The organism is Mycobacterium florentinum (assembly GCF_010730355.1).
GTDB classification, from domain to species: Bacteria; Actinomycetota; Actinomycetes; order Mycobacteriales; family Mycobacteriaceae; genus Mycobacterium; species Mycobacterium florentinum.
This window is the reverse complement of sequence record NZ_AP022576.1, coordinates 148,488-168,086: the sequence shown is the minus strand read 5'-3', so window position 1 is coordinate 168,086 and position 19,599 is coordinate 148,488. Positions and strand designations below refer to the sequence as shown.

The window sequence follows — 19,599 nt, the reverse complement described above, 5'->3', positions numbered from 1 at the left end:
TTCGGGCGGCAACTGGTCGGTCACCGCGACCCCCCGGCTGCCGGCCCCCTATCACGTGCTTGTCGCGCGATGTCCAGGGCCGCCTCGGCGACCTGCAGCGCCGCGTCCCGATGCCCCACCCGGGCGGCGGCCGCGGTCATCGCCGCCAGTCGCGGCGGGTCGGTCAGCAGCCCGCTCACCTCCCGGGCCACCAGGTCCGGCGTCAGGACGGCGTCGGGCACGACCATGCCACCGCCGGCGTTCACCACCGGCAGCGCGTTGAGTCGCTGCTCACCGTTGCCGATCGGGAGCGGAACGTAGATGGCCGGCAGGCCGACGGCCGACACCTCGGCGACCGTCATCGCCCCGGACCGGCAGATGGCCAGGTCGGCGGCCGCATAGGCCAGGTCCATCCGGTCCAGGTACGGCACCGCCCGGTACGGCGGATCGCCGGCTTGCGGTTCGCGCAGCTCGAGGGTGTTCTTCGGCCCGTGCGCGTGCAGGACGGACACGCCCGCGGCGGCCAGGTCGGCGGCGGCCGCCGCCACCGCGCGGTTGAGCGAGACCGCGCCCTGCGAACCGCCGAACACCAGCAACACCCTCGCGTCGTCGGCGAAGCCGAAGTGCTTGCGCGCCTGCGCCCGCAGCGCCGCGCGGTCCAGTGTGGTGATGGTGGCGCGCACCGGCACCCCGACCACCTCGGCGTGCCGCAGCCCGGACTCCGGCACCGCGGACAGCACCCGGTCCGCCGACCGGGCGCCGACCCGATTCGCCAGCCCGGCGCGGGCGTTGGCCTCGTGAATGACCACCGGGATACGGCGGCGGAGCCCCGGGAAACCGCGGGCCGCGAGGTAGGCCGGCAGGGCCACGTAGCCGCCGAAGCCCACCACCACGTCGGCGTCGACGACGTCGAGCACCGCGCGGGTCTCGCGCACGGCGCGCCACACCCGCGGTGGGAGCCGGGCCAGGTCACCGCTGGGTTTGCGCGGCAGCGGCACTGGGGTGATCAGCTCCAGGTGGTAGCCGCGTTCGGGCACCAGCCTGGTCTCGAGTCCGCGCGCGGTGCCCAGCGCGGTGATCCGGACCTGCGGATCCAGCGCGCGCAGGGCGTCGGCGACGGCCATCGCGGGTTCCACGTGGCCGGCGGTGCCGCCACCGGCCAGCACGACCGACAGGGGCGCCCGGGCCGATGATGCGGCACCGGCGGGCGAGGGACTAACCCCCTGCCCGCCGGCCGGCTCCTTGATGGTGTGGTTCACCCGTAACGCTGACCTTCCAATGCGCGAGCGCGCCGAGTCCGACGCTGACCGGCTCCCTGTCTGGGGTAGCGCTGATCAGATCCATGATGCCTTGAGCGGGGTTCCGCGCGGGCGGCTGTCCGCGGGAAAACCGGCCGCAGTGGCGGCTCGGGCTGACGGGCGCCCTTGCGGGCGGGTGGCTCAGCTTTCCGGGCAGGGGCCTTGCGGGCGCGTCCCGGGGCGGGCGGCCGCGGCGGCCGCGGCTGCGCCTTCTTGCGGTCGCGGAATGACTCGAGGCGGGTCGGCGAGTACGGCTCGGGCAGCGGCAGCCGCAGCAGCCGGTTCATCTTGTCGTCGCGCCCGGCACGCAGCGCGGCCACCGCCTCGGGCTCATGTCGTGCCGCGTTGCACATGATGCCGATCATGAAAAGCGTTGCGGCCGTGGATGTTCCGCCGGCAGATATCAGCGGTAGCTGCAGGCCGGTCACCGGCAGCACGCCAATCACGTAGCCGACGTTGATGAAGGCCTGCCCGAGGATCCACATCGTCGTGGTGGCGGTCAGCAACCGCAGGAACGGGTCGGCCGAGCGGCGCGCGATCCGCATCCCGGTGTAGGCGAACAACCCGAACAGCGCCAGCAGCCCGAAGGCGCCGATGAAGCCCAGCTCCTCGCCGATGATCGCGAAGATGAAGTCGTTGTGCGCATTGGGCAGGTAGTTCCACTTGGCGGTGCCCTGGCCGAGGCCGTCGCCGAAGATGCCGCCGTGGGCCAGCGCGAATTTGGCCTGACGGGCCTGGTAGCCGGTGTCCTGCGGGTCGTTCTCGGGGTTGATCCACGAGCGCACCCGGTCCGACCGGTAGCCGGCGGACATCGCCAGCACCGCGCCGGCCATGAACACCGCGAGCAGCGACGTCCCGAAGACCCGCAGCGGCAACCCGGCGTACCACAGCAGGGCCAGCAGGATGATGCCCATCGACACCGTCTGCCCGAGGTCGGGCTGGGCCACGATCAGCCCCAGCGCGATGACGGCCGCCGGAACCAGCGGAATCAGCATCTCGCGCAACGAGGCCCGCTCCACGCGCCGCGACGCCAGCAGGTGCGCACCCCAGATGGCGAACGCGATTTTGGCCAGCTCGGAGGGCTGCATCGAGAAGCCCGCGACGACGAACCACTTCCGCGAGCCGTTCGCGAGGTTTCCGATGCCGGGAACCAGCACCAGCACCAGCAGGATGATCGTGACGACATAGCCCGGGAAGGCCACCCGCCGGATGAACCGCACCGGCAGCCGCATCGAGACATAGGCCCCGACGACCCCGACGACCGTCCACAACACCTGCTTGCCGAAGATCACCCACGCCGACCCGTCGTCGCCGTAGGACCGCACGCCCGACGCCGACAACACCATGGTCAGGCCCAGCGTGGTCAGCAACCCGGCAATCGCCACGATCAGGTGAAACGACGTCATGGGCCGGTTCAGCCAGGCGCCGAACCGGGCGCGCGGCGTGTGCTCCGGATCTTTGACCTGTGCTTTTGCCGGCTTTGCCGGGGGTGCCCCATCCGCCTCGGGAGTGTCGGAAGTCTCGGAGACGCCAGCGGCATCGGGCGCCTCGGCGTCCATCGCGTCCGTCGGCGCCTCGGCATCGGTGTCGGTCGCGGTGTCTGTCGCGGCATCTTCCACGACGGAATCCGCCGCCTCGACCCGCGGGGCCGGCGGGGCCTCGGTCTTCTTCTTGCCCCGGCGTAGGCGCCGGGTCAGCGCGTTGCCCACACCCGCCTACCGCAGCGCCGCGCGTACGGCGGCCGCGAATGCGTCACCACGGTCGGCGTAGCTGCTGAACTGGTCAAACGACGCCCCCGCCGGTGCCAGCAACACCGTGTCGCCCGACTGTGCCAAATCACGAGCCGCCGCCACAGCAGCGGTCATCACGCGAGCGCCGAGACTATCCCCCACACTGTCAACTTTTGTCACTTTAGTATCAGCAGTCGCATGCATACCAGCATCCTCGCCTGTCACAACCTGGACGACGGGGACATCGGGCGCGTGTCGCGATAACGCCTCGGCAACCTCTTGGCGGTCCCTGCCGATGAGCACCGCGCCGACCAGCCGAGACGCGATTCTGCCGACCTCGGCATCCAGCGACGCGCCCTTGAGCAAACCGCCGGCCACCCACACCACCCGCGGGTAGGCCAGCACCGACGCCTCGGCGGCGTGCGGGTTGGTCGCCTTCGAATCGTCGACGTACCGGATCCCGTCGGCCACCGCGACGACCTCGCTGCGATGCCGGCCCGGCTGAAACGTCGAGATGGCCTCGGCGATCGCGTCGGCGGGCACGCCGACGCTGCGGGCCAGCGCCGCCGCGGCCAGGGTGTCGAGCACGCCGACCGGGCCCGGCACCGGGATGGACGCGGCCGGCAGCAGGGCCAGGTCGTCGGCAAACGCGCGGTCGACCAGCTGACCGTCGCGCACACCGAGCTCGCCGGTGGCCGGCTCGCCCAGCCGGAAACCCGCCCGTACCGGCGCCGCCGCGGTGCTCAACAGTGCGGCGGCCCGGCTGTCGTCCAGCCCGACCACCGCGACCCGGCCAGCCAGCACTCGGGCCTTGGCCGCGGTGTACTCGGCCATCGAGCTGTGCCAGTCCAGGTGGTCCTCGGCGATGTTGAGCACGACACCCGCCTCGGGCCGTAGCGACGGCGCCCAAAACAGTTGGAAACTCGACAGTTCGACGGCCAGCAGGTCGGCCGGCTGGTCCAGGACGTCGAGCACCGGGTCGCCGATGTTGCCGCACAGCAGGCTGCGCCGCCCGCCGGCGATCAACATGGCATGCAGCATCGACGTCGTCGTGGTCTTTCCGTTGGTGCCGGTCACGACCAGCCAGCGGCGCGGCGTCCCGTAGCACCCTGCGGCGTCGAGGCGCCAGGCCAGCTCCACGTCGCCCCAGATCGGTACGCCCGCCGCCGCGGCGGCGGCCAGCACCGGTGCCGTCGGCTGGAATCCGGGGCTGGTCACCACCAGCGCATACTCGCCGATCCGCGCCACCGCCGTCGCGGGATCGACTGTCGGAACACCGCTTTCGGCGTACGGCCCCAGCATGGCCGGATCGTCGTCGCACAGCGTGGCCACGGCGCCGAACCGGGACAGCGCACCCAGGATCGCCCGGCCGGTCACCCGGGCGCCGGCGATCAGGACGGGCGCACCCGCCACGAGTGGTTCGAGCCCGGACATGTCACGCGCCGACCGTGGCAAGCCATTCACCGTAGAACAGCGCCACACCCAGGCCGCAGGCGATCGCGGTGAGCAGCCAGAGGCGGATGATCACCGTGGTCTCGGCCCAGCCACTCAACTCGAAATGATGGTGGAAGGGCGCCATCCGGAACACCCGGCGCCCGGTGGTCCGGAAGGCCAGGATCTGCAGCACCACCGAGACGACCTCGGCGACGAACAGCGAACCCAGCACCACCGCGAGCAGCTCGGTCCGGCTGGCCACCGACAAACCGGCGATGATGCCGCCCAGCGCCAGCGAACCGGTGTCGCCCATGAAGATCTTGGCGGGCGCGGCATTCCACCACAAAAAGCCGATGCAGGCACCCGCGGTCGCGGCGGCCACGAGGGCCAGGTCCAGCGGGTCGCGCACGTTGTAGCAGCCCAGGCCCGGCGCCGTGGCGCACGCGTTGCGGTACTGCCAGAAGGTGATCAGCACGTAGGCACCGGTGACCATCGCCATGCAGCCCGCGGCCAGCCCGTCGAGGCCATCGGTGAAGTTGACCGCGTTGGACCAAGCGCTGACGACGAGCACGCAGAACAGCACGAAAAGTCCGGGAGCCAGTGTGACGGTGGCGATTTCACGCACATAGGACAGATCAGCGCTGGCCGGCGTCAAACCGTTGGCGTTGTGGAACTGCAGAACCAGCACCCCGAACAGCACCGCGGCCACGATCTGACCGACCGTCTTGGCCGTCTTGTTCAGCCCCAGGTTGCGTGATCTGCGGATCTTGATCAGGTCGTCGAGGAAGCCGACGCCGCCCAGCACGGTGGCCAGACCCAGCACCAGCAGACCCGACGCGGAGACCCCCTCGCCGTCGAACGCCAGTCCGGCCAGGTGGGTGCCCAGGTAGCCGGCCCAGATGCCCGCCACGATCGCCACGCCGCCCATCGACGGGGTGCCGCGCTTGGTGTGGTGACTCGGCGGGCCGTCCTCGCGGATCTGGTGACCGAATCCCTGCTTGGTGAACAGCCGGATCAGCGCCGGGGTCAGCAGAATCGAGACGGTCAGGGCGATCGCGACGGCGACGAGGATCTGCCTCACGGGCGGGCCCCGCCGTGCGAGCCTGCCGGCCCCTCGGCGGCCAGCGCCTCGGCCAGAGCGCCGAGTCCGGCGGCGTTCGACGCCTTCACCAGGACCACGTCGCCGGGTTGTAGTTCGGCCCGCAACAACTCGAGGGCGGCGTCGCCGTCGGCCACCTGCACGGCCCCTCTATCTCCAGAGGCGCCCCACGAGCCCTCCATGACCGCAGCGTGGTGCATGGCGGTTACCAACCTTCCCATTCCCACGACAACAAGTCGAGACACATCTAAGCGCACCGCCAGCCGGCCGATGCCATCGTGCTCGGTTATCGCGTCGTCGCCGAGCTCGCCCATCTCACCCAGCACCGCCCAGCTGCGCCGCTGGGTCGGGCCACCGCGGGCGATCTGAGCCAGCGCTTGCAGTCCGGCCCGCATCGAGTCGGGGTTGGCGTTGTAGGCGTCGTCGATGACGATCACCCCGTCGGCCCGGTTGGTCACCTGCATCCGATGCCGCGACACCGGGCCGGCCGCGCCCAGCGAGGCGGCGACCTGCTCGACGCCGGCGCCGCACTGCAGGGCGACCGCGCTGGCACACAGCGCGTTGGTGACCTGGTGTTCGCCGTACACGCCGAGGTGTACCTCGGCTTCGAGAGCGCCTCGCGCGTCCATCGCGTGCAGGGTAAATCGCGGCCTGGCCAATTCGTCCAGCGACACGCCTTCGGCCCAGACGTCGCTGGGTCCCGAATCGGTCTCGCTGGACCGGCTGACCCGAACCACCCATCCCGAGGTGACGTGCGCCATCGCCGCCACCGACGGGTCGTCGACGTTCAGGATGACCACGCCGGAGGATGGAACCGCTTGTGGCAGTTCGGATTTAGTGCGCGCAATCGCCTCACGCGAGCCGAACTCGCCGAGATGCGCGGTGCCCACGTTGAGCACCACGCCGATCGCGGGCGGGGCGATCCGCGCCAGTGCGGCGATGTTGCCGGGATGGCGTGCCGACATCTCCAAAACCAGGTAGTCGGTGCGCCGCGTCGCGCGCAGCACCGTCCAGGGATGACCCAGCTCGTTGTTGAACGATCCCGGCGGGGCCACCACCTCACCCAGCGGTTCGAGCAGCGCGGCCACTAGGTCTTTGGTCGACGTCTTGCCCGACGAGCCGGTGATCCCGATGATGGTCAGCCCGCCGGCCACCAGCTCCTCGGCCACCGCCTTGGCCAGTTTCGCCAGCGCGCCCAGCACGGCCGCACCCGAACCGTCGGGGTCGTGCTCGAGCACCCCGGCCCGCGACTCCGAAGCAACCTCGGGGGCGACCACAATGGCCGGTACCCCGACCGGCCGCGCGGCCAGCACCACCACCGCACCGGCCTCGACCGCCGAGGCGGCGTGGTCGTGTCCGTCCGAGCGTGCGCCCGGCAACGCCAGGAACAGCCCGCCGGGGCCGACGGCCCGGGAGTCGAATTCGACGGTCCCGGTGACGTGCACTTCCGCGGCGTCCTGCGGCGAGATGTCGGCCAGGGTGCCGCCGACGATCTCGGCGATCCGCGCCACGGTGAGGTCGATCATGCGCGGTCTTCCAAGGCGTGCGCGAGTTCGACGCGATCGTCGAACGGGCGCACCACATCGCCGGTGCGCTGCCCGGTTTCGTGGCCCTTGCCAGCGATCAGCACCACGTCGCCGGGGCGGGCCCAGCCGACCGCATGCCTGATCGCCTCGCGCCGGTCGCCGATCTCGACGACCTCCGCCGTGGATCCGGCTGCTCCGGTGAGGATTTCGCGCCGGATCGCAGCGGGGTCCTCGCGGCGCGGGTTGTCGTCGGTGACGACGACCAGGTCGGCCAGTTCGGCGGCGACGGCGCCCATCGGCCCCCGCTTGCCCGGGTCACGATCGCCACCGGCGCCGAATACCACCGCCAGCCGCCGCCCGGGACGCAGCAGGGTGGTCAACACCGCCCGCAATGCGCCCGGCTTGTGGGCGTAGTCGACAAGAGCCAGGAAATCCTGGCCGCGGTCGATTTCTTCCAACCGCCCCGGAACCCGGGTGTTCAGCAACCCGTCTTGAGCCTGCTCCGGGGAGACCCCAACCGCATCGAGAATGGCCAGTGCCACAAGGCAATTCGCGACGTTGTAGGCGCCGGTGAGCCGGATGCCGATACGGTGTTGACCGCCGCTGGGGTCCACGGCGGTGAACTCCTGGCCCCCGGCCCCCAGCGGCGTCACGTCCGTCGCGCGCCAGTGCGCCGGTTGGCCGGTGGCGCTGACCGTGATCGGATCCGCGGCCCGCTCGGCCATCGCGCGCCCGGCGTCGTCGTCGACGCACACCACGGCCTTTGTCGCGCGCAGCGGCGAATTCGGGTCGAACAGCACCGCTTTGGCTTCGAAGTAGTCGGCCATGGTGGGGTGAAAGTCCAGGTGGTCGCGGGACAGGTTGGTGAAACCGCCCACCGCGAAACGGGTTCCGTCGACCCGGCCCAGTGTCAGCGCGTGACTGGAGACCTCCATCACGACGGTGTCTACTCCGCGCTCGGCCATCGCGGCCAGCATCGCTTGCAGCGCGGGGGCCTCCGGAGTGGTCAGGGCGCTGGGGATGTCGGCGCCGTCGATGCGGACGCCGATGGTGCCGATCAGCCCGGCGGTGTGGCCGCCGGCGCGCAGACCCGACTCGACCAGATAGGTGGTGGTGGTTTTGCCGGAGGTGCCGGTGATGCCGACCACCGTCACCCGGTCGGACGGGTTTGCGTACACCGTGGCGGCCAGCCCGCCGAGCACGCCGCGCGGCTCGGGATGCACCAGAGTCGGCACCGACGGGGCGCCCATCTCGGCTACGCCCGCGGCGTCGGTCAGCACAGCGACGGCACCGCGCCCGATCGCGTCTGCGGCATAACGGGCACCGTGGGTCGTCGAGCCGGGCAGCCCGGCGAACAGGTCGCCGGGCTGCACCTCCTGGGCACGCAGCGTCACGCCGGTGATCGGCAGGTCCGGGACGGCGCCGTCGCCGGACAGCACCGCACCCACCTGAGCGGCCAGTGCAGCCAGTCGCACGCCCGCACCCCTGCTAGGGCGCAGCTCCGCGGACACCTGCACTTCGCTCACACCTCCCTGGGACGCCGCGAGATCGTCATGATCAGCCATGACACCCTATCGAGCCGGGTCCGCGGGTGCGGTCCTCCCCGCGGGCGTCCGCGCGCCCACCAGCGGCAGAAAGATGGTGTCGACGATCTCTTCGATGGCTTCGTCAGGCAGCGGTTGCAACGTCGTCAGGATTTCGTGACGCCACAGGTCCGCGGGTAGCCGTCCGATGCGTTCGGTGACGCGTTCGCGCTCGATCTCGCCGCGATCGACGGCGCGCTGGATCGCCTCCTCCATGGCGGAGTCCCGGCCGCCCCGGACGTAAGCGCTGAGACCGGCCAGGCCGGTGCCGGTTTCTTGGTAGAGGCTGCCGAGCTGGATAAATACCTGGGCGGCCAACCCGATCCTGACCTTATTGGCCTGCTGCAGCAGGCCGATCACGTCGCCACGCAGGCTTCCCGTGTCCGGGGCGACCACCACGTCTTTGCCCGCCGCATGGGCCAGTGCGGCGATCACCAACTCCTGCTTGCTCGACCAACGCCGGTACAGCACCGCACGACTGGTGCCGGCCCGTGCGGCCGCACCGTCGATGGTGAAGTCGTCGTAGCCGCGTTCGGTCAGCTCCTCCCACGCGGCGCAGAGCAGCGCCTCTTCCAGGGCACGGCCCCGCCGCCGCTGCGGCGCGACATTGCGGTTAAGAGACATTGCGTTTCCTAACGCCAAGACCCATGTTTCTAGGGCACAAGACGTATCTTAAAATTGAAGGGATTAGTCCGATGCGCATTCTCGTGTCCGACAGGATCAACCCGGTGAGAAAGCCGACGATCGTGCCCGCGACCGCCAGTTGCCACAGTCGCACCCGCCATTGCCGGGCGGCCACGATCCGTCGCACCGGCACCATCGCGAGGAAGAAGATGCCCAGCGCGGCGTCGACGATCGTCTGGGAGATGGTCAGCAGCGTGTGTGCACCGAGCACCGCCGCGGGGGTGCCCGGCACGGCGTAGACGAGCACGGGACGCCATTGAATCTCGCGCCACCAGGCCGCGACCCGGCCGACGTTGGCCATCACGGCCGCAATGCCCATGACGGGCACCGCGATTCGTGATCCGTACATCGTCACCAAGATCGGCAACAGCACCAGCGACGATCCGGTGCCGACCAAGCCACCGAGCGCGCCGGCGGCCAGGGCAACGAGGAACAGAACCGTGAGAGCGAACATGCGCGGACCTTCTCGACGGCGCGAGGCGCGCCGCCGGAGATCCTCCAGGCTTTTGTCCGTTCAGATGACCGCATCCCGTCGGGGGCTGCGGTGGCGTCGCTCGGACCAGTCACGCTCGCGCGTCGGAACCCTAGACGCTATCGGGGCCGACGCTACCCCGCTCGCGAATCAGCGCCGATAGCACTGACTTTGGATGTGCTAAGTGACCTGCAGAGTGAGCGGCGGGCCGGGGTCGGGTGACAGCGGGACGTTCTCACGCTGCATCAACCAGCCCGCGATGTTGTGGAACAGCGGAGCCGCCGAGTGCCCGGGCGTACCGTCCGCGTTGCGGTCCGGGTTGTCCATCATGATGCCGATCACGTAGCGCGGGTTGTCGACGGTGGCCATCCCGGCGAAGGTGATCCAGTAGACGTTGTCGAAGTAGCAGCCGCAGCCCGGGTTGATCTGCTGAGCGGTACCCGTCTTGCCGGCCATCTGGTAGCCGGGCACCGCGGCCGCGGGACCGGTGCCCTGCTGGTAGCCCATCGGGTCGTGTTGCACGACAGCACGCAGCATTTGGCGCACGGTCTGCGCGGTCTGCGGCGAAACCACCCGAACACCTTCCGGGCGCGCTTCTTCGGTCCGGGTGCCGTCGGAAGCGATGGTGGCCTTGATGATTCGCGGCGGAATCCGCACCCCGTCGTTGGCGATCGTCTGGTACATGTCGGTCATCTGCAACAGGGTCATCGAAAGACCTTGGCCGATGGGCAGGTTGGAGAACGTGCTGCCCGACCACTGGTCGATCGGCGGCACCAGCCCGGCGCTCTCACCGGGCAGCCCGACATTGGTGCGCTGCCCCAGCCCGAACTTGCGGACCATGTCGTAAAAACGTTCCGGGCCAACGCGTTGAGCCAGCATCAGCGTTCCGACGTTCGACGATTTCCCGAACACGCCGGTGGTGGTGTACGGCATCACGCCGTGGTCCCACGCGTCGTGAATGGTGACACCACCCATGTTGATGGACCCCGGAACCTGCAGCACCTCGTCGGGATTCGACAGGCCGTATTCGATGACCGAGGACGCGGTGACGATCTTGTTCACCGAGCCCGGCTCGAACGGCGAGGACACCGAGAGATTGCCCAGCTGCCGATCGCCCTGACGTCCGATGTCCTGGGCCGGGTCGAAAGTGTTGTCGTTGGCCATGGCCAGCACGTCACCGGTCTTGGCATCCAGGACGACGGCCGAAACGTTGTGCGCCCCAGACATATTCTTGGCCTGCTGGACCTGCTGCTGCACGTAGAACTGGATGTCGTCGTCGATGGTGAGCTGGACGGTCGAACCGTTGACCGCCTTGTGCCGGTTGCGGTAGCTGCCCGGAATGACCACGCCGTCCGAGCCGCGGTCGTAGGTGACCGAGCCGTCGGTTCCCGACAACACGGAGTCCATGCTGTCCTCGAGTCCGAGCAGGCCATGACCGTCCCAGTCGATACCGCCGACGATGTTGGCCGCCAGCGATCCGCCCGGGTACTGACGCAGATCTTGGCGCTCGGAGCCGACCTCGGGGTACTTGTCCGAGATCGCGCTGGCGACGGCCGGGTCCACGGCACGCGCCAAATAGGTGAAATTGTCGTCGGTTTGCAGCTTCTTCAGCACGGTCGCGTAGTCCGGCTTGTTGTTCAGCCGGCTGGAAACCTCTTTGGCGATATCCCGCAGCCGGGCCTGCGGATCGGGAGCGGCCGGGTTCTTCTTCTTGGCCTCTTCCAATTGCTGGCGGATCCTCTTCGGCTGAAACGTCAGGGCCCGCGACTCGATGGTGAACGCCAATTGCTGGTTGTTGCGGTCAACGATGCTGCCACGGACGGCTTTCGAGACGTCGGTGACCTTGAGCTGGCCGGCGGCCTGAGCCCGCAGTTTGGGCGCGTTGGTCACCTGCAGGACGAACAGCTGGGCGGCCGCGACCAGCGTCAGCGCCAAGATGACCAGGTTGCCGGCGCGATGCCGGAAGACGAACGACGCGCCGCGGGTACCGGTCTCGACGACCTGCCGGGTGCGCCGCTCGCGGGCCGAGTGGCCAAGTGCGGCCTCGTCGGATTTCTTGGCCTTGCGGAATCCCTTCGGCTCCTCCGCATTTCGTCCGTTTTGCGCCTTCTCCGACTTCCGAGCGTGGTTCGGTTGCCGGACGTCCTTGACTCCCTGCGGTTTACGCGGACCCCGCGTGGGTCCCGACCGCCGTGTCCGGCCGTCGTCGCCGCGACTCACCGGGCGGGCCCTGGCAATGCGGCGCCGGGCGGCGCGAACGGCGCGCCGTTAGTGGGTGCGAACGCGGGTGCGACCGGAGCACCGGCCTGCGGCGCCAGTTGCACCGGAACCGGCACTTCGGCAGGCAGCGGCGCCGGTACCGAAAGAGGCAGTCCGCCAACCGGTATCGGTACTTCGGCGGGCGCCGCAGCGGCCGCGGGCGCGGGCAGCCCCGGCATCGGTAGGCCCGGCGTGGGCAGCCCCTGACCCGGCAGCGCCTGTGCCGGAAGTCCTTGTGTCGGCAGTGCTTGCGTAGGAAGTCCTAGGGTCGGCAGTCCTTGTGCCGGCAACCCCGGCGTCGGCAGCATACCCGGAAATTGCCCGCCAACCGGGGCACCGGGCGCACCCGGCGCGCCGGGCACCAGCGGTGCGGCCGGCGGCAGATGCTGGCCACCCACCGTGGTCGAGCCGTCCGGGGCGCGCAGCAGCGCTTCGGGCCCACCGGCCCTGCCCGGCACCAGAACCGCACCGGGATCCGGCTGCACGCGAACCGAAACTTCCGGCGGCACCGCCGCCGGTTTCGGGGGCAGCTGCGAGCCTTCGTCGGGCAGCTTGGTGTTCAGCGGCGGCGGCGGAACGCCGTCGGCGGGCTTGGGCGTGCCCACGACCACCCAGCTACCCGACGGATCCTGGACCAGGTGAGCGGTGTCGCGCGTCGGGATCATGCCCTGCTTGCGGGCCGCCTCGGCCAGCGCCGGCGCGGCCTCCGCCTCGCGCACGTCGCGTTCCAGCGCCTCCTTCTGCTGTTGCAGCATCCGGGTCTTCTCGCGAGCGTGGCTCAACTGGTAGGAGCGCTCGGCGGAATCGGTGGACAACCACAGCGTGAGCGCCAGCCCGAGGCCAAGCGCGCCGATGATCAGCACGACAAACGGAACCTTGGCCAGCAGAGTCTGTGGCCGTAGATCGATCGAGGCCAGCCGGATGGCAATCCGTTCGGTCAGCCGGGGCCGAATAACCTTGGGCGCCTTTGCCTTCCGTGCCTTGGCGCGCGCCTTGGCCTGCCCGCTGTTCTTGGGGCGAGCCTTGCGCTCGACCGGGCGCGCATGGGGGCTGGTTTGCGGGCCGGATTTCGATACCCGCGCCTCGCGCCCGGCCGTCGAACCCTGCGCCGGCCGGGTGCGCCGCGCCGTCGAGTCCGCCGCGTTGCGCCGGGGCTTGCGGGCCGCGACGTCACGCCCACCGCGACGGTCGCTGCCGCCCCGGCGCTTTGGCGTCTCGCGCTTGGCTTTCGCTTTCATGAGTCGCCCTTCTTGGTCACCCGCCGCTGTGGTTGTCCCTCGGATTCCAGCCGTTGCAAGGCCCGTAGTCGCACGGCGGTGCTGCGAGGGTTACGTTCGATTTCGTCGGCGTCGGCGCGCTCGGCACCGCGGGTCAGCGATTTGAATCGCGGGCCGCGGCCGGGCAGCTCGAACGGGAGGTCCACCGGCGTGCGGGAGGCCACCGCGTCGGCGAACTCGCGCTTGACGATCCGGTCTTCCAGCGACTGGTAGGCCATCACCACGATGCGACCGGCCACGGTGAGGGCATCCAGTGCGGCCGGGATGGCCCGGCGCAGCGTGTCCAGCTCGTCGTTGACCGCGATCCGCAGCGCCTGGAAGGTGCGCTTGGCCGGATGCCCGCCGGTACGCCGGGCCGCAGCCGGAATCGCCTGGTACAGCAGGGCCACCAACTCGGCCGTCGAGGTGAACGGGGCGCTGGCCCGCTGCCGGACGATGTGGGTGGCGATGCGGCGAGCGAATCGCTCCTCGCCGTAGCGGTGCAGGATGTTCGCCAGCTCGGCCTCGTCGTAGGTGTTCACGATGTCGGCCGCGGTCAGCGGCGACGACGGATCCATCCGCATGTCCAGCGGCGCGTCCTGGGCATACGCGAACCCCCGCTCGGCCCGGTCGAGCTGCATCGAGGAGACGCCCAGATCGAACAACACCCCGTCGATCGATTCGTTTGCGGCGTAGCCGGATTCGGCCAGGGCTTCGTCGATGCCGTCATACCGGGTGTGCACCAGGGTGATTCGGTCGGCGAACGGCGCGAGCCGGGCGCCGGCGGTGTCCAGGGCGCTGGGATCGCGGTCGAGCCCGATCAACCGCAGGCCCGGAAGTTCGGTCAAGAATCGTTGCGCGTGCCCGCCCGCGCCAAGCGTGGCGTCGACGAGCACCGCGCCGGAGCCGTCGGGCTGGTGGCGGGTCAGCGCCGGGGCGAGCAGTTCGACGCATCGCTCCAGCAGCACGGGCACATGCCCGAAGTCCTTGTCGGCCACCGCAACACCTCCCCGCGCCTTCAAGAACACATCGCAACGATGGGCAGTGGAAAGACGCGCCCCTGCACCGAGGTCCCTGTCCGAAGTTACGAACCTGGCGTTGGGGAAGTACGCCAGGGTCGGTTCGGGCAGAGGCCACGATGCACGGGCATGCGCCTCAGATGATGTCGCCGAGTGCTTCATCGCTGGCCGCGGAGAAGTTCTCTTCGTGTGCTTGCTGGTAGTCCTGCCAGGCCTGGGCATCCCAGATTTCCAGGTAGTCGACCGCTCCGATCACCACGCAGTCCTTGGATAGGTTCGCGTAGCGACGGTGGTCGGCCGACAGGGTGATGCGGCCCTGGGCGTCGGGGTGCTGCTCATCGGTGCCGGCGGCCAGATTGCGCAGGAACGCCCTGGCTTCCGGGTTGCTGCGAGAGGTCTTGCTCGCCCGGCGGGCCAGCTCCTCGAATTCCGCCCGCGGGTAGACGGCGAGGCTGTGATCTTGGCTCTTGGTGACCATCAACCCCCCTGCCAGTGCGTCACGAAACTTGGCGGGCAACGTCAGTCGCCCCTTGTCGTCGAGCTTGGGCGTGTAGGTGCCGAGAAACACCTGCTCACCTCCTGCGAAGACCGGCTTGCGCCTCGCCCAAACACTTCAGCCACCATACCCCACAGTCCCCCACTTTGCCCCATAAAAGAGGTGCCGTCGGGGTGTTTCGCCGATGATTTGCCACCCCACGCCGCTCCGCAGCCGCGGAGCACCCTCGCGGGGCTCGCATGCGGCGTGGGGAAACCGCATTTCAGGACCCCAAAGTTGCTCGGTGGGGGGAAGTGGGGCGCCCGAGTGGGGCGCAGTGGGGCTCGGATCGGCCTCGGTTGCGACACGAATCGGGCTCCAGCACAAAAATTAAGGGGCAGCCGGTTCGGCTACCCCTTAAGGTCTTGCGTGTTCGGTGGTTCGGCTACTCGTCGAAGCGGCGGCGGAAGCGGTCTTCCATGCGGCTCGTGAACGAGCCGCCGCCACCCTTGGTGCGGCGCGGGCGCGCGCCCGGCGCGGGCCCGGACTGGTTCGGCCGCCCGGACATTCGCGGACCGGTGATGGCGAACACCACGCCACCGAACATCACAACGAAGCCAACCACGCTGAGAATCGGGAAGCTGCCAATCATCGTGGCCTTGAACGCCACGCCGGAAACCAGCATCGCCAGACCGATAACGAAGAGAGCCGCACCCTGCAGACGACGCCGCGCGGTCGGTGCGCGGAATCCCCCACCACGTACGCTCGAAGCGAACTTGGGATCCTCGGCGTAGAGAGCGCTCTCGATCTGATCGAGCATCCGCTGCTCATGATCGGAGAGTGGCATTCGTCCCTCCTTGCCGACAGTGTGACACGTAACTATCGATAGCACGCGGATGCCCATTGTATGGGCAACTAAGTCAAATGATACGAGGTCAATCAGACCCGTACCACTGGTTCGTCCGCGATTCTATCTCCGTTGCTTCCCGACGATCATCGGGCCGCAACGACGAAGCGTTACAACAGCCTTGCCTAACCGGACGGAGTCGTCGGTTGGTTGCCGCCACCGCCCGTCAGCCGATCGGCCTCGGACCCGATAATGGCGATACGGGCACGGGGCCGACGCAGCGCCTGACGGCGATGACAGCATGAGGCCCGATCATTGCGACGAGGAGGACACCGCGAGTTGGCGATATTCCTCATCGATCTGCCGCCGAACGATATGGAGCGCCGTCTCAGTGACGCCCTCGGGGTCTACGTCGACGCCATGCGATACCCCCGGGGCACCGAGAACCAGCGCGCGGCCATGTGGCTCGAACACATCCGCCGGCGTGGGTGGCAGGCCGCCGCCGCGGTCGAGGCGGACGCGGCCGAGGGCGGCGATGTGCCGCCGGCGTCGGAACTGAGCGATGCGCCGTTGCTCGGAGTGGCCTACGGCTACCCGGGGGCGCCCGGGCAGTGGTGGCAGCAGCAGGTTGTGCTGGGGATGCAGCGCGGTGGCCTGCCACCTCAGGAGATCGCGCAGCTGATGAACAGCTATTTCGAGCTGACCGAGCTGCACATTCATCCGCGTGCGCAGGGCCGCGGCATCGGCGAGGCGCTGGCCCGCAGGCTGCTCGCCGGCCGCTGCGAGCGCAATGTGCTGCTCTCGACGCCGGAAACCAACGGTGAGGCCAATCGCGCCTGGCGGTTGTATCGACGGTTGGGCTTCAACGACATCATCCGCGGCTACCACTTCGCCGGTGACCCACGGGCATTCGCGATCCTGGGCCGCCCGCTGCCGCTCTAGCTGCGGAGCCCGGCCGACTCGAACACCGGACGACGTGGGCAATCCAGACGCCGGATCTGGCACGATGACCTGGTGCGCGCCAGCTCTCCCCCACGTCGAACCCGAGCATCCACTCGCGTGCTCGCGATCGCCATGCTGATGCTGCTGGTCCCCCTGGCGACCGGATGCCTGCGAGCCAGAGCCTCGCTGACCATCTCGCCCGATGACCTGGTGTCCGGGGAGATCATCGCGGCGGCCAAGCCGAAAACTCCCAAGGACACGGGTCCGCAACTGGACACCAATAACTTGCCGTTCAATCAGAAGGTCGCGGTGTCGAACTACGACAGCGACGGCTACGTCGGGTCGCAGGCGGTGTTCTCCGATTTGACGTTCGGCGAGTTACCGCAGCTGGCCAACATGAACTCCGACGCCGCCGGCGTCAACGTGTCGCTGCGTCGCAACGGCAACGTGGTGATCCTGGAAGGCCGCGCGGATCTGACGTCGCTGACCGATCCCGACGCCGACGTCGAGCTGACCGTCGCCTTTCCCGGCGTCGTGACCTCGACCAACGGCGACCGCGTCGATCCCGATGCGGTGTCGTGGAAGCTCAAGCCGGGCGTGGTGAGCACGATGACCGCCCAGGCGCGCTACACCGATCCCAACACCCGTTCCTTCACCGGCGCGGGCGTATGGCTGGCCATCGCGTCGTTCGCGGCGGCGGGCGTGGTCGCGCTACTGGCCTGGATGAGCCGGGACCGCTCCGAGCGGTTCACCACACCGGGCAATCAGCCGCCCAGTTAGATTTGCCCGGCTTCTCCTCAGGCCGTCCCGGCCTGCATCGTCGCCGAGCGGGTTAGACGCGCTGGGCGGGCGACCAGTAGTCGATCATCTCGGCGAAGGTCGCAAACGCCGGACCGGACAGCCCGTAGGTCGCCTCCAGGTGGATGCTCAGCGGGAAGCCGAGTTCGGCGACGCCGTCCACCACCCGCTTGTACAGGTCGAGCATCAACTGGCGCTTCTGCGGCGGTTCGCGGCCGGCCAGCTGTTTGACGAAGTCTTGCTCGGCTGCCACCGCGGCGTTGCCCGGGTCCTGAATGAGCCAGTTGATCAGGCCCGTCTTGTTCTCCATCTTCGGTACGAAGCCGAACGACAGCAGGATCTCGGGCCGGTGATCAGTGGTCTTGGCGAAATCGGTCAAGAAGCCCACGATCGCGTCGGAGTACAACAGCTGCGTCATGCCGTACGTGGCGCCCTGGTCGCATTTGAAGTTGAACCGGCCGTGCTCGCCCTCGCGGGTGGGAATCAGGATCACGCCGCGGTTAACTACCAGGTCGCGATAGATCGACAGGGCGTCGGTCGGCGCGACCCCGGAGCCCTCGCCGTCGTTCATCGTGCGCGGGACGCCGACGAACACCACGCCTTCCATGCCGGCGTCGGTCAGCTGGGTGAGCCGCCCACGCAACGTCGATTCGTCCATGAAGGCGGTGACCTGGGTGCACAGGCCGTCGATCCCCGGCAGTTCGGGCTTGATGACCGACCAGAAGTCGAGCACGTCGAACTTGGGCTTCATCACGATGGGACGGTCGTCGTCCTCGGCGATGATGCCGGGAATCATCACGTGACGGATGCGGCCGGCCAGACCGGATTCGGCCGAATACCGCACAACCTTGCTTGCCTCTTCAAGCGCCCGCTCCCGACCCTCGTCCGCGTTCGGCGGCACCAGCTCGAGCGCAATGGTGTTGAGAGTCACGCGGTTCCTCTTTCTAGGGCGGATGGCACCCAGCCAGCATAGGTGCGTCCGATGACCGCCCGGCTTGGCGGGGGACCACGTGGAAACGGCCACCGCTGTGACGCCGAATACAGCCGAATACACTGGTCGGGCCTGGAGATCACCGGGGCATGCCGACCAGAAAGGGGCGCCGCGCTGAGCGTGAAAACTCCGGCAGCGGCGGCAACCGACGAGTTGACCGGCGCGATTGCCGAGCAACTTCGCCAGTACCTGCACACCCGGCGTGACGAGACCGCTTACATCGGTGGCGACTACGCCGCGTTGATCTCCGCCCTCGAAGACTTTGTGCTCAATGGGGGCAAACGGCTGCGGCCCGCCTTCGCCTATTGGGGATGGCGCGCGGTGGCCGACGCGGAACCCGACGCGCAAGTGCTGCTGCTGTTTTCCGCGCTGGAGCTGTTGCACGCCTGCGCGCTGGTGCACGACGACGTCATCGACGACTCCTCCACCCGCCGCGGCAAGCCGACCGTGCACGTCCGATTCGCCGCGCTGCACCGCGACCGGAACTGGCGCGGCTCGGCGGACCGCTTCGGGGTTTCGGCGGCCATCCTGCTCGGCGACCTGGCCCTGGCCTGGGCCGACGACATCGCCTTCGGCGCGGACCTGCCGCCGGACACGCAGCGACGGGTCCGGCGCGTGTGGGCCGACATCCGCACCGAAGTGCTGGGCGGGCAGTACCTCGACATCGTCGCGGAGGCCAGCGCCGCGGAGTCGATCGCGTCGGCGATGAACGTCGACACGTTCAAGACCGCCTGCTACACGGTGACGCGACCGCTGCAGCTCGGGGTGGCGGCGGCCGCCGACCGCCCGGATGTGCAGGCCGCCTTTGCGCAGTTCGGGAACGACCTCGGCGTGGCGTTCCAGCTCCGTGACGACGTGCTGGGCGTGTTCGGGGATCCGGCGGTGACCGGCAAGCCATCGGGTGACGATTTGCGCTCCGGCAAGCGCACCGTGCTGCTGGCCGAGGCAGTGGAGTTGGCCGACAAGTCAAATCCCTTGGCGGCCAAACTCTTACGGAGCTCTATCGGCGCACCGTTGACCGACGCGCAGGTGGCCGAGCTGCGCGACGTCATCGAGTCGGTGGGCGCCCTGACCGCGGCCGAGCAACGCATCGCGGAACTGACCCAACGGGCGCTGGCCCAACTCGCGGCCGCACCCATCAGCACGTCGGCCAAGGCCGGACTCTTGGAACTGGCCCGGATGGCCACCGACCGGTCCGCCTGAGCTG

At 69.1% G+C, this 19,599-nt stretch carries 15 protein-coding genes and 2 pseudogenes; 3 read left to right on the top strand and 14 right to left on the bottom strand.

The features are described from left to right. Nucleotides 1–20 precede the first annotated feature (20 nt). From murG to G6N55_RS00775, 13 genes and pseudogenes are all read right to left on the bottom strand, one after another. Complete coding sequence (gene murG / locus G6N55_RS00835) at nt 21–1,238, bottom strand: undecaprenyldiphospho-muramoylpentapeptide beta-N-acetylglucosaminyltransferase (RefSeq protein WP_085220450.1); 1,218 nt, start codon at nt 1,236–1,238, stop codon at nt 21–23. Next, nucleotides 1,235–2,836, bottom strand: a complete 1,602-nt coding sequence (gene ftsW, locus G6N55_RS00830; RefSeq protein WP_085220605.1) for a putative lipid II flippase FtsW — start codon at nt 2,834–2,836, stop codon at nt 1,235–1,237. Before ftsW ends, murG begins: the two co-directional genes overlap by 4 nt. A 156-nt stretch (nt 2,837–2,992) precedes the next feature. After that, nucleotides 2,993–4,441: a UDP-N-acetylmuramoyl-L-alanine--D-glutamate ligase gene (gene murD, locus G6N55_RS00825; protein WP_085220451.1), complete on the bottom strand. Its 1,449-nt coding sequence runs from the start codon at nt 4,439–4,441 to the stop codon at nt 2,993–2,995. A 1-nt stretch (nt 4,442) separates the two neighbouring features. Next, entirely contained in the window at nt 4,443–5,522 is a 1,080-nt protein-coding gene (gene mraY, locus G6N55_RS00820) for a phospho-N-acetylmuramoyl-pentapeptide-transferase (protein WP_085220452.1), read from the bottom strand. After that, nucleotides 5,519–7,066, bottom strand: coding sequence for a UDP-N-acetylmuramoyl-tripeptide--D-alanyl-D-alanine ligase (locus G6N55_RS00815; RefSeq protein ID WP_085220453.1), 1,548 nt, complete (start codon nt 7,064–7,066; stop codon nt 5,519–5,521). Before G6N55_RS00815 ends, mraY begins: the two co-directional genes overlap by 4 nt. Continuing rightward, nucleotides 7,063–8,621: pseudogene (locus G6N55_RS00810) on the bottom strand (UDP-N-acetylmuramoyl-L-alanyl-D-glutamate--2,6-diaminopimelate ligase). Before G6N55_RS00810 ends, G6N55_RS00815 begins: the two are co-directional and overlap by 4 nt. 16 nt (nt 8,622–8,637) lie before the next feature. After that, complete coding sequence (locus tag G6N55_RS00805) at nt 8,638–9,273, bottom strand: TetR/AcrR family transcriptional regulator (protein WP_179968108.1); 636 nt, start codon at nt 9,271–9,273, stop codon at nt 8,638–8,640. 88 nt (nt 9,274–9,361) lie between these two features. Next, nucleotides 9,362–9,787: pseudogene (locus G6N55_RS00800) on the bottom strand (sulfite exporter TauE/SafE family protein); the annotation flags it as partial. Between the two features lie 198 nt (nt 9,788–9,985). Next, complete coding sequence (locus G6N55_RS00795) at nt 9,986–12,025, bottom strand: peptidoglycan D,D-transpeptidase FtsI family protein (RefSeq protein WP_085220456.1); 2,040 nt, start codon at nt 12,023–12,025, stop codon at nt 9,986–9,988. Further along, nucleotides 12,022–13,302: a hypothetical protein gene (locus G6N55_RS00790; RefSeq protein ID WP_085220457.1), complete on the bottom strand. Its 1,281-nt coding sequence runs from the start codon at nt 13,300–13,302 to the stop codon at nt 12,022–12,024. Before G6N55_RS00790 ends, G6N55_RS00795 begins: the two co-directional genes overlap by 4 nt. After that, a complete protein-coding gene (gene rsmH / locus G6N55_RS00785; protein ID WP_169718476.1) occupies nt 13,299–14,501 on the bottom strand; it encodes a 16S rRNA (cytosine(1402)-N(4))-methyltransferase RsmH in 1,203 nt (400 codons plus the stop codon). Before rsmH ends, G6N55_RS00790 begins: the two co-directional genes overlap by 4 nt. Further along, nucleotides 14,476–14,907: a division/cell wall cluster transcriptional repressor MraZ gene (gene mraZ / locus G6N55_RS00780; RefSeq protein ID WP_085220458.1), complete on the bottom strand. Its 432-nt coding sequence runs from the start codon at nt 14,905–14,907 to the stop codon at nt 14,476–14,478. Before mraZ ends, rsmH begins: the two co-directional genes overlap by 26 nt. A gap of 352 nt (nt 14,908–15,259) precedes the next feature. Next, nucleotides 15,260–15,661, bottom strand: coding sequence for a DUF3040 domain-containing protein (locus tag G6N55_RS00775; protein ID WP_085220459.1), 402 nt, complete (start codon nt 15,659–15,661; stop codon nt 15,260–15,262). 339 nt (nt 15,662–16,000) lie between these two features. Here G6N55_RS00775 and G6N55_RS00770 point away from each other — a divergent pair, with 339 nt between their 5' ends. Continuing rightward, complete coding sequence (locus tag G6N55_RS00770; protein WP_085220460.1) at nt 16,001–16,603, top strand: GNAT family N-acetyltransferase; 603 nt, start codon at nt 16,001–16,003, stop codon at nt 16,601–16,603. Nucleotides 16,604–16,735: 132 nt separating this feature from the next. Beyond that, entirely contained in the window at nt 16,736–17,383 is a 648-nt protein-coding gene (gene lppM / locus G6N55_RS00765; RefSeq protein WP_085220608.1) for a lipoprotein LppM, read from the top strand. A 52-nt stretch (nt 17,384–17,435) separates the two neighbouring features. On the opposite strand, the gene G6N55_RS00760 is transcribed toward lppM, so the two are convergent. Continuing rightward, nucleotides 17,436–18,332 (bottom strand): mycobacterial-type methylenetetrahydrofolate reductase, encoded by an 897-nt coding sequence (locus tag G6N55_RS00760; RefSeq protein ID WP_085220461.1) that lies wholly within the window; start codon nt 18,330–18,332, stop codon nt 17,436–17,438. 213 nt (nt 18,333–18,545) lie between these two features. Here G6N55_RS00760 and idsA2 point away from each other — a divergent pair, with 213 nt between their 5' ends. Further along, a complete protein-coding gene (gene idsA2 / locus G6N55_RS00755) occupies nt 18,546–19,595 on the top strand; it encodes a bifunctional (2E,6E)-farnesyl/geranyl diphosphate synthase (RefSeq protein ID WP_085220609.1) in 1,050 nt (349 codons plus the stop codon). Nucleotides 19,596–19,599 lie beyond the last annotated feature (4 nt).

Excerpts from the sequence above, each read along its gene's own strand:
- murD (WP_085220451.1), bottom strand. The coding sequence starts at position 4,441 with ATGTCCGGGCTCGAACCACTCGTGGCGGGTGCGCCCGTCCTGATCGCC.
- rsmH (WP_169718476.1), bottom strand. The coding sequence starts at position 14,501 with ATGAAGCACTCGGCGACATCATCTGAGGCGCATGCCCGTGCATCGTGG.
- G6N55_RS00815 (WP_085220453.1), bottom strand. The coding sequence starts at position 7,066 with ATGATCGACCTCACCGTGGCGCGGATCGCCGAGATCGTCGGCGGCACC.
- G6N55_RS00805 (WP_179968108.1), bottom strand. The coding sequence starts at position 9,273 with ATGTCTCTTAACCGCAATGTCGCGCCGCAGCGGCGGCGGGGCCGTGCC.
- G6N55_RS00775 (WP_085220459.1), bottom strand. The coding sequence starts at position 15,661 with ATGCCACTCTCCGATCATGAGCAGCGGATGCTCGATCAGATCGAGAGC.
- lppM (WP_085220608.1), top strand. The coding sequence starts at position 16,736 with ATGCTGATGCTGCTGGTCCCCCTGGCGACCGGATGCCTGCGAGCCAGA.
- ftsW (WP_085220605.1), bottom strand. The coding sequence starts at position 2,836 with ATGGACGCCGAGGCGCCCGATGCCGCTGGCGTCTCCGAGACTTCCGAC.
- G6N55_RS00790 (WP_085220457.1), bottom strand. The coding sequence starts at position 13,302 with ATGAAAGCGAAAGCCAAGCGCGAGACGCCAAAGCGCCGGGGCGGCAGC.